This is a genomic window from uncultured Thiothrix sp. (assembly GCF_937873765.1).
Lineage (GTDB): Bacteria > Pseudomonadota > Gammaproteobacteria > Thiotrichales > Thiotrichaceae > Thiolinea.
In genome coordinates this window covers 85,400-98,165 of record NZ_CALMZC010000001.1, presented here as the reverse complement: position 1 = coordinate 98,165, position 12,766 = coordinate 85,400, and the positions used below count along the sequence as shown (strand labels likewise).

12 protein-coding genes and 1 riboswitch are annotated in these 12,766 nt (G+C 45.9%); of the genes, 3 read left to right on the top strand and 9 right to left on the bottom strand.

Features of this window, described 5'->3' with window-relative positions:
• Nucleotides 1–48 precede the first annotated feature (48 nt).
• A complete protein-coding gene (locus tag Q0307_RS00375; RefSeq protein WP_298654805.1) occupies nucleotides 49–411 on the top strand; it encodes a YbgA family protein in 363 nt (120 codons plus the stop codon).
• Nucleotides 412–478: 67 nt separating this feature from the next.
• On the opposite strand, the gene gcvP is transcribed toward Q0307_RS00375, so the two are convergent.
• From gcvP to serS, 5 genes are all read right to left on the bottom strand, one after another.
• Nucleotides 479–3,358: an aminomethyl-transferring glycine dehydrogenase gene (gene gcvP / locus Q0307_RS00370; RefSeq protein ID WP_298654803.1), complete on the bottom strand. Its 2,880-nt coding sequence runs from the start codon at nucleotides 3,356–3,358 to the stop codon at nucleotides 479–481.
• Between the two features lie 21 nt (nucleotides 3,359–3,379).
• On the bottom strand, nucleotides 3,380–3,772 hold the full coding sequence (gene gcvH, locus Q0307_RS00365) for a glycine cleavage system protein GcvH (RefSeq protein ID WP_298654801.1): 393 nt from the start codon (nucleotides 3,770–3,772) through the stop codon (nucleotides 3,380–3,382).
• A 26-nt stretch (nucleotides 3,773–3,798) separates the two neighbouring features.
• The gene (gene gcvT / locus Q0307_RS00360) at nucleotides 3,799–4,881 is read right to left on the bottom strand and encodes a glycine cleavage system aminomethyltransferase GcvT (RefSeq protein WP_298654799.1); all 1,083 of its coding nucleotides are present in this window, start codon (nucleotides 4,879–4,881) and stop codon (nucleotides 3,799–3,801) included.
• 156 nt (nucleotides 4,882–5,037) lie between these two features.
• A riboswitch (glycine riboswitch) is annotated at nucleotides 5,038–5,124 on the bottom strand.
• Nucleotides 5,125–5,216: 92 nt separating this feature from the next.
• The gene (locus tag Q0307_RS00355; protein WP_298654798.1) at nucleotides 5,217–5,525 is read right to left on the bottom strand and encodes a DUF192 domain-containing protein; all 309 of its coding nucleotides are present in this window, start codon (nucleotides 5,523–5,525) and stop codon (nucleotides 5,217–5,219) included.
• Nucleotides 5,526–5,656: 131 nt separating this feature from the next.
• Nucleotides 5,657–6,931: a serine--tRNA ligase gene (gene serS / locus Q0307_RS00350; RefSeq protein WP_298654795.1), complete on the bottom strand. Its 1,275-nt coding sequence runs from the start codon at nucleotides 6,929–6,931 to the stop codon at nucleotides 5,657–5,659.
• 324 nt (nucleotides 6,932–7,255) lie between these two features.
• Here serS and thiL point away from each other — a divergent pair, with 324 nt between their 5' ends.
• On the top strand, nucleotides 7,256–8,203 hold the full coding sequence (thiL, locus tag Q0307_RS00345) for a thiamine-phosphate kinase (RefSeq protein ID WP_298654794.1): 948 nt from the start codon (nucleotides 7,256–7,258) through the stop codon (nucleotides 8,201–8,203).
• A 79-nt stretch (nucleotides 8,204–8,282) separates the two neighbouring features.
• Entirely contained in the window at nucleotides 8,283–9,053 is a 771-nt protein-coding gene (locus tag Q0307_RS00340) for an SPOR domain-containing protein (protein WP_298654793.1), read from the top strand.
• On the opposite strand, the gene Q0307_RS00335 is transcribed toward Q0307_RS00340, so the two are convergent.
• The 4 genes from Q0307_RS00335 to Q0307_RS00320 all read right to left on the bottom strand — a co-directional run bounded on the left by Q0307_RS00335 (nucleotide 9,050) and on the right by Q0307_RS00320 (nucleotide 12,723).
• Entirely contained in the window at nucleotides 9,050–10,453 is a 1,404-nt protein-coding gene (locus Q0307_RS00335; protein ID WP_298654791.1) for a deoxyribodipyrimidine photo-lyase, read from the bottom strand. The genes Q0307_RS00340 and Q0307_RS00335 overlap by 4 nt on opposite strands.
• Nucleotides 10,450–11,409 carry a MerR family transcriptional regulator gene (locus tag Q0307_RS00330; RefSeq protein WP_298654789.1) on the bottom strand — a complete coding sequence of 320 codons (960 nt, stop codon included), beginning with the start codon at nucleotides 11,407–11,409 and terminating at the stop codon, nucleotides 10,450–10,452. Before Q0307_RS00330 ends, Q0307_RS00335 begins: the two co-directional genes overlap by 4 nt.
• A 113-nt stretch (nucleotides 11,410–11,522) precedes the next feature.
• Nucleotides 11,523–12,353 carry a S1-like domain-containing RNA-binding protein gene (locus Q0307_RS00325; protein WP_298654788.1) on the bottom strand — a complete coding sequence of 277 codons (831 nt, stop codon included), beginning with the start codon at nucleotides 12,351–12,353 and terminating at the stop codon, nucleotides 11,523–11,525.
• Nucleotides 12,346–12,723: a DUF2750 domain-containing protein gene (locus Q0307_RS00320; protein WP_298654786.1), complete on the bottom strand. Its 378-nt coding sequence runs from the start codon at nucleotides 12,721–12,723 to the stop codon at nucleotides 12,346–12,348. Before Q0307_RS00320 ends, Q0307_RS00325 begins: the two co-directional genes overlap by 8 nt.
• Nucleotides 12,724–12,766 lie beyond the last annotated feature (43 nt).

Genomic DNA, 12,766 nt, shown 5'->3' with positions numbered 1-12,766 from the left:
ATCGCTTAAGTTACTACCGCTTTAGTGGCTCTTCAACTCCTCTGGTGCATGACCCAAAACAGTTTGCGTGAACTCGGTCAGCTTGTTGCCCAAGCAGGTACCACCGATTTAGCGAGCTTACAAGCTGAATATATTCAAAAGCTCATGCAAGTCTTAGCTAAGCGTGCATCACGTGGTCAACAAGGTAATGTGCTGGCGCATTTAGTGGGCTATCTGCCAAGCGATTTAGCGCGTGAAGATCGAGCTGAATTAGTCGAAACGATTAGCCAGTATCAGCAAGGCTATCTACCTTTAATTGTGCCGATTACTTTGCTAAAACATCATTTTCGTAAGCATCCTCATCCATATATTGGGCGGCAGTACTATTTAAAACCGCACCCAAATGAGTTGATGCTGTTGAACTTAATTTAAAGCAGTGAAAAGATAAAGTTTTTTATCCTTTCACTTAACTAACTGCTGACACCAGCAAACTGTTAATTTACCGATAACTCTCCATCGGCGGACAAGAGCAAACCAAATTCCGATCCCCATAGACATTATCAATCCGATTCACCGTTGGCCAATATTTTGCGGTCGGAATCACGCCTTTCGGGAATACCGCATCCGTTTGTGAATAGGGGCGCTCCCAAGCTTGCGTTAAATCATCCAGCGTATGCGGTGCATTCACTAGCGGATTATTATCGGCAGGCCACACACCCTCTTGCACTTTGCGAATTTCTTCACGAATCGCAATCATGGCATCACAGAAACGATCTAATTCCTCTTTCGGTTCGGATTCGGTCGGTTCAATCATCAGTGTACCAGCGACCGGAAAGGACATGGTGGGTGCATGGAAACCGTAATCCATCAAGCGTTTGGCAATATCTGATTCATCAATGCCGGACGCAGCTTTAATGGGGCGAATATCGATAATACATTCATGCGCCACCCGCCCATTCGTACCCCGAAATAACACGGGATAATGCTCAGACAAGCGCTGCATCATGTAATTAGCATTCAGAATCGCCATTTCAGTAGCACGTTTCAGACCATTCGCGCCCATGAGCTTAATGTAAGTCCATGAAATGGGCAGAATCGAACCACTGCCATAGGGTGCAGCGGAAATTGCACTATTACCCACCAGCGCATCAAACGGCGGATTAACCACGTTACTAGATAAGAATGGAGCGAGATGCGCTTTTACGCCAATCGGCCCCATGCCAGGACCACCTCCACCGTGCGGAATCGCAAAAGTCTTGTGCAGATTGAGATGTGAGACATCCGAGCCAAATTTACCCGGCTTCGATAACCCGACCTGCGCATTCATATTCGCACCGTCCATGTAAACCTGCCCACCGTACTGGTGTACAATCTCGCAAATCTCGACGATCTCTTGTTCAAAAACTCCATGTGTAGATGGATAAGTGACCATTAAGCAGGACAAATTCGTAGCATGTTGTTCAGCTTTAGCGCGTAAATCCGCAACATCCACATTACCATTCGCGTCACATTCAACGACGACAACTTTAAGATTAACCATCGCAGCAGACGCAGGATTCGTACCATGCGCGGAGCTAGGAATTAAGCACACATCACGCTGCCCTTGCCCAAGACTGGCTTGATAACGACGAATCGCGACTAAGCCCGCATATTCACCTTGCGCGCCCGAATTCGGCTGCATAGAAATCGCATCATAACCAGTGATTTCCACCAACCAATCTTCCAACTCCTTAATCATGGCGCGATAGCCCACGGTTTGCTCATTCGGTGCAAACGGGTGGATATTGCCAAACTCAGGCCAAGTCACTGGAATCATTTCCGCTGTAGCATTCAACTTCATCGTGCAAGACCCCAGCGGAATCATGCCATGTACCAGCGAAAAGTCTTTATTTTCTAAGCGCTTCAGATAACGCAGCATTTCTGATTCAGAGTGATGCGCATTGAATACGGGATGCGTGAGGAAATCGGAAGTACGTTGATAGCCAGACGGAATACCACTGAACTTTTCTGCCAGTACCGTTTGATCTAAAGCATCAATGCTTAAACCATGACCTGCACCGAGTAATACATCAAAGAGTTCAGCAATATCTGCACGTGTTTTGCCTTCATCTACGCTAATCCCGACTTGCGAGTCCGATACTTTACGCAGATTAATGCCTGCGGCTAAAGCACGCTCATAAGCCCCTTCACTCTCCACGACAATCGTATCGAACCACGTATCATGCAGCAGTTTTGCGCCTTTTTGCTGCAAGCCTTTGGCTAAGATCGAAGTTAAACGTTGGATGCGTCCCGCGATTGTTTTCAAACCTTCCGGGCCATGATAGACCGCATAAAAACCCGCCATATTCGCCAAAAGCGCTTGCGCCGTACAAATATTCGAGGTCGCTTTTTCGCGGCGAATATGTTGCTCACGAGTTTGCATCGCCATACGCAGCGCTTGCTTGCCGTGGCTATCAATCGACACGCCAATCACCCGTCCGGGCATCGTGCGCTTATAAGCATCCTTGGTTGCAAAATAAGCTGCATGGGGTCCACCAAAACCCATCGGCACGCCAAAGCGCTGGGTATTACCAAGCACCACATCCGCGCTCATTTCACCGGGCGATTTGAGCATCACTAAAGCCATTAAATCAGCGGCAACACAGACCAAAGCCTTCTGTGCATGAGCTTGTTTAATAGTAGCTTCAAGGTCAATGACTTCACCAGTCACCGATGGATATTGCAATAACACGCCAAACACTTCGTGTTTCGCAAGCTCGGAAATTTTGCCGATAACCAGCTCAAAACCGAAATAGTGCGCCCGTGTTTTCAGCACATCAATCGTCTGTGGAAATACATCGTCACTGACAAAAAACTTATCCGATTTCAACTTATTGGAGCGTTTGCATAAAGTCATGGCTTCGGCTGCTGCAGTAGCCTCATCCAGCAAAGACGCATTGGCAATATCCATACCGGTCAGATCAGTGACCATTTGCTGGTAATTGAGCAAACCCTCTAAACGACCTTGCGAAATCTCCGGTTGATATGGCGTATAAGCTGTATACCAACCCGGATTTTCCATCACATTACGCAAAATCACGGGCGGTACTATCGTGTCGTAATAGCCTAAACCGATATAAGACTTGTTGACCTTATTTTGAGAGGCTAAACTTTTTAAATACGCCAAAGCTTCTGCTTCGGTTTGGCTATCACCTATCGCTAACGGCGCATGGGTGAGGATATTCGCGGGCACTGTACTTTGAATGAGCGCATCTAGGGATGTTGCGCCCACGGTGGCTAACATGGCTTGGGTATCGGCTTCATTGGGGCCAATATGGCGGGCAATAAAATATTCACGCTGCTCTAAAATATTCAGAGCAACGTTTAACGGGTTCATCATGTTGTGTTACTCAGTCAGTGATTAGGCTTCGGAAGCGACTAATTCGCCATAAGCTTCCGCCGACAGCAGTGCAGCAATTTCACTAGCATCCGCTGGCTTTACTTTGAAAATCCAGCCTGCTTCATAGGGATCAGTATTCACTAGCTCAGGGCTGCCATCTAACGCTTCATTCACTTCCACAACTTCGCCGCTAATCGGTGCATAAATATCTGAAGCTGCTTTCACCGATTCGACCACCCCGCATTCAGTACCGCTCGCTAAATCAGCACCAAGCTCTGGCAGTTCGACGAAGACTAAATCACCTAATAAAGCTTGGGCATGGTCAGTAATCCCTATCGTCACCGTACCATCGCTATTGCCACGCACCCACTCATGGGAATCGGCATATTTTAAATTGGCTGGAACCTTACTCATTTGAAATCTCCTAATTAACTAAACAATTAACTTAAAACCGATTGACCATGCCGAACAAACACAGGTTTCACAACCTTGGCAGGATAAAGCTTACCGCGAATATCAATAGAGCACTGCTCACCACAAGCTGCAGGTACACGTGCCAAAGCAATCGCAACGCCTAAACTTGGCGAGAAAGTACCACTGGTAATTTCACCGTCACCCGCCTCACAAGTGACTTTCATATGATTACGCAGCACCCCTTTGCCTTCTAAAACTAAACCGACAAATTTTTGCTGTACGCCTGCAGCTTTTTCTGTTTCTAACGCTTTTCGACCAATGAAATCACGCTCAGTGGGTTGCCAAGCAATCGTCCACCCCAAACCAGAAGTTAGAGGTGAGGTAGTTTCATCCATATCCGTACCGTACAGATTCATTCCTGCTTCAAGACGTAAAGTATCGCGTGCGCCTAATCCGGTCGGTGGAATACCTGCACCCAGCAAAGCATCCCAAACCTTGTTAGCTTGCTCAGCGGGGAACATCAGCTCAAAACCGTCCTCACCGGTATAACCCGTGCGGGCGATAAACCAAGTACCGATCTGTGCACCATAAAACGGCTGTAAGAACTCAGCGATGGCTAGTTCATCAGCAGGCATTAACGAGAATACTTTAGCGCGTGCATTCGGGCCTTGAACAGCGAGCATAGCTAAGTCTGAACGCTCAGTGAGTTGGGCATCGAAGCCTTGGAGTTGCTGTTGCATCCAAGCCAAATCTTTAGCGCGAGTACCGGCATTGACCACGATGCGATAAGCCGTATCCGCCAAATAATAGACGATTAGATCGTCGATCACCCCACCCTGCTCATTCAACATACAGCTATATAAAGCTTTGCCGGGTTCTTTGAGTTTATCGACATTGTTAGCGAGTAGCTTGAGCAGATAAGGTTTGGCATCCATGCCTTGCAGATCTAAGACGACCATATGCGAGACATCGAATAGACCCGCATCACTGCGAACCTGCTTATGCTCTTGTAATTGTGAGCCATAATGAATCGGCATTTCCCAGCCAGCGAAATCAACCATTTTCGCGCCAGCCTCAAGATGCTTTTGATAGAAAGGGGTATGTTGCATTGTATTCTCCCGTTAACATGAAAAAAGGGCGGCAGATCATCTCTATCTACCGCCCCTCTGTCCTTGCTACCTGAGAGATTCCTTACTGCGAGCCATTGCAGACACAATAAGTTACTACCCTTCGGTGGATGCAGCCGCACCACTCTCCAGAGTCAACCATCACTAACAGTCCTTTTGCCTGAGCGTTTACGGGCTATGCGCCTTCGGCGGCTTCTTACTGAAGCGCTCTCCTGCTGAGATGCTTGTTGAAGGGAGAGTTTATAGCATAAACAACAATTAAAGGTAGTAAAACTAGTCAGCCTTTGACATTTAAATATTAGTAATCTCCCAAAACACTAGTAAGGAACTCTTAAAATTAAGCTCGAAGAAGCTAATGAGTTAGCTGTTAGCTCTAGGACAAATTTGACTTTTTCAGCTTCTAACACCTCACATTTTTTTACTTGACAGGGTTGGACAGCAGATTGAGCCTTTATCAATTTACCTTGACTATTAAAAAACAATATATCCAAAGAAATCAGGGTATTCTTCATCCAAAAGCCCACGTTCTCTTCCTGCTCAAACACAAACAAAGCACCATGATCTTTAGAGATTTTTTTAACCCACATCAAGCCTTTTTCACGCTCAGCAGGCGTATCAAATACCACCACTTGAATAGGCTGATGATTTAAATAGATGGTGTGATCGAAGTTTAGGGGCTGAGGTTGCGGAAGCGAATTTGGCTGCTTCTTACAAGCAGCCAAACAGCATAAAGATAGAATTAAGCCGAATAAGCGGATCAAGTCAAATATTCCGCCCCACCCATATAATTGCGTAACACTTCCGGAATGCGAATCCGTCCATCTGCCTGTTGATAGTTCTCTACAACAGCCACCAACGCACGTCCTACTGCCACACCTGAACCATTCAGCGTATGGAGTAATTCTGTTTTACCCGTTTCTGGATTACGGAAACGTGCCACCATACGGCGCGCTTGGAAGTCTAGGGTATTAGAACAAGAAGAAATCTCACGGTATTTCTGTTGCCCCGGTAACCATACTTCAAGGTCATAGGTTTTAGCCGCTGAAAAACCCGTATCTCCCGAACAAAGCGTGATCACCCGATAAGGCAAACCGAGTTTTTGCAGAATGGCTTCTGCATTCCCTACCATTTCCTCTAAAGCTTGCCAAGATTGATCAGGGCGAGTGATCTGCACCATCTCCACCTTTTCAAATTGATGTTGACGAATTAAGCCACGGGTATCTTTACCGTGTGAACCTGCCTCAGAACGGAAACAGGGGGTATGAGAAGTAAACTTTAAGGGCAAGCTAGCCGCATCGACGATGGTATCGCGGACTAAATTAGTGACGGGTACTTCTGAAGTAGGAATTAGATAATAACCTTGTTCATTATTGAGTTTGAAAAGATCTTCTTCAAATTTAGGTAATTGCCCCGTGCCACGCAAACTATCTGCATTAACCATGTAGGGCACATACAACTCAGTGTAACCATGCTCTTGAGTATGTGTGTCCAGCATGAATTGCGTGAGTGCACGGTGTAAGCGTGCCATCGCTGCACGCAATACGACAAAGCGCGCACCCGTTAACTTGCTAGCTGACTCAAAATCCATCCAAGCTTGGTTAGTACCTAACTCAAAATGTTGCTTAGGCTCAAAATCGAATTGCTTAGGCTCGCCCCAGCGACGCACTTCGACGTTCTGATTTTCATCCGCACCATCGGGTACAGAGGCATCTAAAATATTCGGCAAGCCTAAAGCTATAGTTTCTAAGTCAGTTTGGATTTTCGCTAAATCTTGCTCAGCGGTTTTTAATTGATCACCCAAACTCGATACTTCTGCCATTAAAGGAGCAATGTCTTCACCACGCGCCTTGGCTTGACCGATACTTTTGGAGCGCAGATTACGTTGATTCTGCAATTCTTCAGTGTGAGTTTGGAGTGCTTTGCGCTGCCCTTCCAGCGCCCGCACTGCATCCACATCTAACTTAAAACCGCGCCGTGCTAGCTGTTTAGCTACTTCGTCGAGTTCAGTTCTTAGTCGCTTGGGATCCAGCATTGTCGTTATCCATCATTATTTTAAGAAAAGTATATAGTAGCAAAACTCAGAGGCTTGCCGCAGTAAGCTTAGCAAGGAAAGCTCAATTAGATGCAAATTCACACCTTTTGACCTAAAAAACCATCTTTTTATCATGAGTTACAGTGAAATCTCTGGATTCGCACTAAACTTGAACTGAGGATGAGTGTCGGTTAGGGTACAAGGAAAAGACAAGCATCCTCTGGTCAGTGTCGGTTAAATGGTATTTGTCTCTAGCACCATTGAGGAACATGAAAGCCCCAGCTACTTGGGGCTTTCTGCATTTTAAAACAAGGGCTGATCCGTATGCATGAATTTGATCTTATCCAGCATTATTTTACTTGGACACCATTCCCTGAAGAAGTCAGTGTCAGTGTCGGAGATGATGCTGCTATTGTTCAAATCGCCCCTGATGAAGAGCTGATTATCTCAGTCGATACCCTAGTCAACGGCGTGCATTTTCCCTTAGATACCCCAGCGCATGCGATTGGCTATAAGGCCTTAGCGGTAAACTTAAGTGATTTAGCGGCGATGGGGGCTAAACCGCGTTGGTTTACCCTGGCGTTAACCCTCCCCAAGCTTGATCAGGATTGGTTAGAAGACTTTACACGCGGTCTAAAAGAGCTTGCTCATGCGGCAGGTATTTTTCTCATCGGGGGCGATACGACTCGTGGGCCTTTAAGTATCAGCATTCAAGTGATGGGAACCGCACCCAAACAGCAAGCCTTGTTGCGTAGTGGTGCACAAGTCGGTGATTTAATTTTCGTCTCAGGTTATTTAGGAGATGCGGCGGCTGGCTTGGCGGTTATCCAAGAACGTTTAAGTTTGCCCATTACTGACGCCAATTATTGTATTGAATGCCTTAACTACCCTAGTCCACGTTTTGCCTTAGGTGCTTGGCTACGCGGCCGTGCCCATAGTTGTATGGATGTTTCCGACGGCTTGGTCGCTGATTTAAAACATTTATTAGCACGTTCACAGGTCGGGGCAAAACTTTACCATCAGCAAATCCCCTTAAGCCCCACTTTGCAAAAATTAAATTTATCAAATGCCTTAGGTTTTGCTTTAACCGGCGGGGATGATTATGAGCTACTATTTACTGTTCCAAAACACATTTTAAAAGAAATAGAAAATTATCAATTAGTTAATCATCTGCACTTAAAATGTATTGGCGAAATAACTAGCCAATCGTCAGAACTTAGCATCGATTATCCGTTAGTTAATCTTCCAGACGGCTATAATCACTTTCAATAGTTTAGCTTGTCTGCTGAACTATGAGACTATAGTATTGTCTTATAAAGCAATAACAATTTATTTGAGGGCTAACAACAATATGAAACACTCTTTACGTCTGGCTTTAGCTTTGTCAGCAACGGTTTTTTTGGTCTCTGCCTGTAGTAATACACCTTATGAAGACCCTTCCGCAACGGGTTCAACTAGTAATATTCCTGAAGCTGGCCCCCTAACAGAGGGAGGCAGTTACGGTGGTACTTATGCCCAACCACAACAGGGTGGCAGTTCTAACTATTACCCACCACAAATTGCCCAACCTCAACAACCGCAATATGGCGGGAGTTACGCTCAAGGTGGACAGCAAGGTCAACAAGCTGGCGGTTATGATACCTACGCGGCTAATGGCTATGACCAAAGTCAAGGGGGTCAGCAAGGCCAAGCAAGTGGTGGTTATGACACGGCGGGTACTACAGAAGCTTATGATTATAGCGGTGGTAATAACGACAGCTATGATAGCTATAGCGCTAACACAAACAGTAACAGTGGGAGCAGTGGTGGTGATTACTATGCTAATGGCAGCTCCGACAATAGCGGCGGTAATGATTATTATGCAGGAGGCGGTGGCAACGGCGCTAGTATCGGCAGCAGTTCTGGCCGTGCTGCAGTACAAGTCTTTGCTTCAGGGAGCAGCAGCAAAGCTCAACAAGTGCGTAGTTCTATGGCGAGTCGAGGCTTAAACGCAGTTGTTGATTCAGTTGATGGTTTATACAAAGTCCGTGTGCCTTTTGGCTCTGAATCAGAAGCGCGCTCTAACTTAATGCGTGTACGCAGTGCCTCAGGCGAATCCGGTGCTTTTGTTACTTTCCGCTAAGCTTTAAGCTGTGCATAACGCTCTAAGGCACGCTGCCGACTGAGCGCTAAATCGGTGATGGGCCAAGGATATTTCCAACCATCACCTAACACACGTGGATGGTGAAGCTCCTTGGCTGCCCTGCCTGCTAATTCAGGCACCCACTTGCGTACATAGTCGCCTTGCGGATCGAATTTCTCACCCTGTAAAATCGGGTTAAAAATCCGAAAATACGGCGCTGCATCTGCTCCACAACCTGCGACCCATTGCCAACCTAATATATTATTTGCCAAATCAGCATCCACTAAGGTATCGCGAAACCAAGCTTCACCGACTTGCCACGGAATCAACAAATTCTTAGTTAAGAGTGAAGCCACGATCATGCGCACGCGATTATGCATCCAACCCGTTTGCCATAGCTCGCGCATACCTGCATCGACAATCGGAATCCCAGTTTGCCCTTGCTGCCAACACTGTAACTGCACTTCATAACCCTGTTCCCACTGAAATTTTTTGAAGCGTTGGTCTAATGGCTCACTCAGGGTTTGTGGGAAGTGATACAGCAAATACCAAGCAAACTCCCGCCAAGCCAGTTCTTGCACAAAATGTTGCACACCCATACTGGACTCTGGATGCTCAGCCAAATACTGCTGGGCGAGAAAAGCAACTTGCCTTGGGCTGATTTCACCAAAATGTAAATGCGGTGACAAACGTGACGTACCTAAAACAGCAGGTTGATCACGTGCTGTTTTATAATCAGTGACCGTAGTTTCTAGAAAATTCATCAGCTTGTTTAAAGCGGCTAACTCACCCACTTGCCAAGTTTGCATCATCCCTTGATCCCAACGAATCTTGGGTAACAGTTGCAAATCATTCAAAACTAAAGAGTACGGCCATTGACTGGGCTTGGGAATAGTATTAGGTTCAGGTAAAAGCTCTTGAGTAATACCTAGTTTAAGTAAAGCTTTCCAAAACGGCGTATAGACTTTATAAGGTTGTCCATCATTTTTCAGGACTTGCCAAGGTTCGCGCAGCAAAGCCGCATTAAAACTTTGTACAGATAAATCTTCTTTTAGAGCAGCCTTAATCGCTTTATCACGCTCTAGGCTAGCTGGGTCATAACAGCGATTCCAAAATAGATGAGTCGCACCTGTTTCGCGAATTAAAGTTTGTAAAACTGCTAAAGCTGAGCCTTGGCGCAGAATCAGACGACTTCCACGAACCTGCAAAGTTTGCTCTAAACTCGCTAAGCTATGCTGCAACCAAACACGACTGGCAGCACCTAATTGGCTTAAGCTAGTGGGTGTTGGGTCATCAATGAAGACTGGAATGACTTGCTGACAACGGTCGCAAGCTTCCCACCAAGCAGGATTATCGGCTAAACGTAAATCTTGGCGAAACCAAACTAAGGCGCAAGTCATTCGTGGCGATCAAGAGGGGAAGGAGTTCGCGTTAACAGCAAAGACTCTAATTGCAGGGAAGCTTCATTAAAAGCTAGGGGCAAGAGTTTAAGCGTTTCGGGTAGAACAGGTTGCTTAGCAGATTCTAAATAATGCACCAGTAGTTCGGTTTTGGTCATGCGTGACAGCACCTCTAGACCGGCCAGCACTTCCGCATCTGGATTACAATAAATTAGCGAATCAAACTGCGAACGCTCTAATACCAAAGGTAAATGCTCAGGGCGACAATCAGCCCCAAGTAAGCTCACTTGAAAACCCTGCATACCTAAGGAGCAAGCCAACATCAAAGTTTGCAGATAAACCATCTGACAACTGACTCCAATCACTATCACCCGAAACCCATTATTGCGCGACTGCATATGAGTATTCAGATAATAAGCACTTAGTTTGGCTGAGAGAAATTGATACCAGAACGCGTGATCCGCCTTAGTAGAGGTTAACAAACAACATTGCCCGTACAGGTCGGTGCACAAAGGCAAAAGTAATTTGTGGGCAACAATTTCTAAGGAATAAGAGGCAATCGCTTCATCAATCACCTTTTCAAGAGCCTTCGCATCGAGCTTGTAAATCGAGCGGCGACACAGACTAGTATATTGCTTCCACGGATCTTCACCAGCCACTAATTTAACTTGCTCAGCCAGATCAGTACCAGCTTCAGTAGCGTGCTTGCGCAAAATTTCTTGAGCACGACTGACAGGGATACCTTGCTCCAATAAATGTAAGACTTGCTTAACGCGCTGAATATCTTGCTGACTGTAGAGGCGATGGCCTTTAGGCGTGCGTGAAGGCCGGAGCAACCCATAACGGCGCTCCCAAGCACGGAGGGTTACAGAATGTACGCCAGTTTGCTCAGAGACAGTACCAATAGGAAATAGCGCTTCTGCTTGCATAGTAGCTTGCTTAGTTAGCTTGACCATCGACCCTGTAACACCCTTGTATAAGTATGGTCACACTATAGAGAAGAATCTAGGCATTGGGAAATCTCTATACTGCTTGTGTGGTGTTATGAACAGAAGAGTGAATTTTAGGTTTAAAGTAGCGTGGTTTTCTCTGGGGTCAATTGAATCAACTTTTGCTTATATAACAAACCCAAAGCCCGTTTGAAATGTGCTTTACTCACCTTAAACTCTGCATAGATTTGTTCAGGGGGTGTTTTATCAGTGAAGTTAGAACTCCCACCACACTGCTTTAAATGTACCAAAATCTGCTGAGCCAACGCATCCTCGACTACAACACCGGGCTTACGCAAGGTCAGATCAATTTTCCGATCAGGGCGGATTTGCTGAATATAACCACTGACCTGATCGCCAATCCGTAAATTTTGAAACACTTCATTTTGGTATAACAAACCTAGATGGGTTTGATTAACAACCGCTCGATAACCGAATTCATCACGAGCATAAATCAACAAATTAACGGCTTGGCTTGGCTTGAAATAATAACTAAATTCATTCAGATGCTGTGCTAACTGCGTCGTCCCCACAATACTTTCAGTGCGTTCATCTAAGAAAGCATGTACCACATAAAACTTACCCACTTCAATCGGGCGCTCTTGCTCGTTATAAGGAACTAGCAAATCCTTAGTTAAGCCCCAATCAAAAAAAGCGCCATGTCGACTCGAGTCGACTGCTTTTAAATAAGCGCATTCACCGACCTGCAAATGAGGACGCTCAGTCGTGGCTATTAAGCGGTCTTCAGAATCCAGATAGACGAAGACTTCAAGCATACTTTCAGGCCGTGCATTCGCTGGCACATAACGACGTGGCAGCAGGATTTCGCCATAACTGCCAGCGTCTAAATACACACCTGCATCCGCTAAGCGCGTTAGTCTTAGCGAATTAAATTGACCAATTTTAAGCATTTGCTTCAGGCACTTCGTCGTCTAACTCAAGCGCAACATCCGCAGGCTCTACTTCTAAACCTTCAAGATTCTCATCCCAATTGGGTCCTACCATCACATCATCTTCATGCATGCCAGGTAGCCAATCATTCAAAAACTCTTCTAAAGGAATGGCTTGGGCATGAAACACTTCCCACTCACCCACACATTGCGCCTGTGCAGCAGCTTCTGATGACCAAAATGGCATGACGTCGGTATCTTCATAAGCGGAAGAGGCACACACTGCCCAATCATCTTCATCAGTGCATAAACCCCAGACTTCTCCGGTTTGTTTGATTTCAGCGATAAAAGCATCATAGTTAGCTTCGTATTCAGCGTCGGGATTACTCATAGGGGTCTCACTAATAGCAGCGGATAATGGTTTTAAGCATAGC

Bases quoted from the DNA above. Each gene is read 5' to 3' on its own strand.
- Q0307_RS00375 (WP_298654805.1), top strand. From the start codon at position 49: ATGACCCAAAACAGTTTGCGTGAACTCGGTCAGCTTGTTGCCCAAGCA.
- gcvP (WP_298654803.1), bottom strand. From the start codon at position 3,358: ATGATGAACCCGTTAAACGTTGCTCTGAATATTTTAGAGCAGCGTGAA.
- gcvH (WP_298654801.1), bottom strand. From the start codon at position 3,772: ATGAGTAAGGTTCCAGCCAATTTAAAATATGCCGATTCCCATGAGTGG.
- gcvT (WP_298654799.1), bottom strand. From the start codon at position 4,881: ATGCAACATACCCCTTTCTATCAAAAGCATCTTGAGGCTGGCGCGAAA.
- serS (WP_298654795.1), bottom strand. From the start codon at position 6,931: ATGCTGGATCCCAAGCGACTAAGAACTGAACTCGACGAAGTAGCTAAA.
- thiL (WP_298654794.1), top strand. From the start codon at position 7,256: ATGCATGAATTTGATCTTATCCAGCATTATTTTACTTGGACACCATTC.
- Q0307_RS00340 (WP_298654793.1), top strand. From the start codon at position 8,283: ATGAAACACTCTTTACGTCTGGCTTTAGCTTTGTCAGCAACGGTTTTT.
- Q0307_RS00335 (WP_298654791.1), bottom strand. From the start codon at position 10,453: ATGACTTGCGCCTTAGTTTGGTTTCGCCAAGATTTACGTTTAGCCGAT.
- Q0307_RS00330 (WP_298654789.1), bottom strand. From the start codon at position 11,409: ATGGTCAAGCTAACTAAGCAAGCTACTATGCAAGCAGAAGCGCTATTT.
- Q0307_RS00325 (WP_298654788.1), bottom strand. From the start codon at position 12,353: ATGCTTAAAATTGGTCAATTTAATTCGCTAAGACTAACGCGCTTAGCG.
- Q0307_RS00320 (WP_298654786.1), bottom strand. From the start codon at position 12,723: ATGAGTAATCCCGACGCTGAATACGAAGCTAACTATGATGCTTTTATC.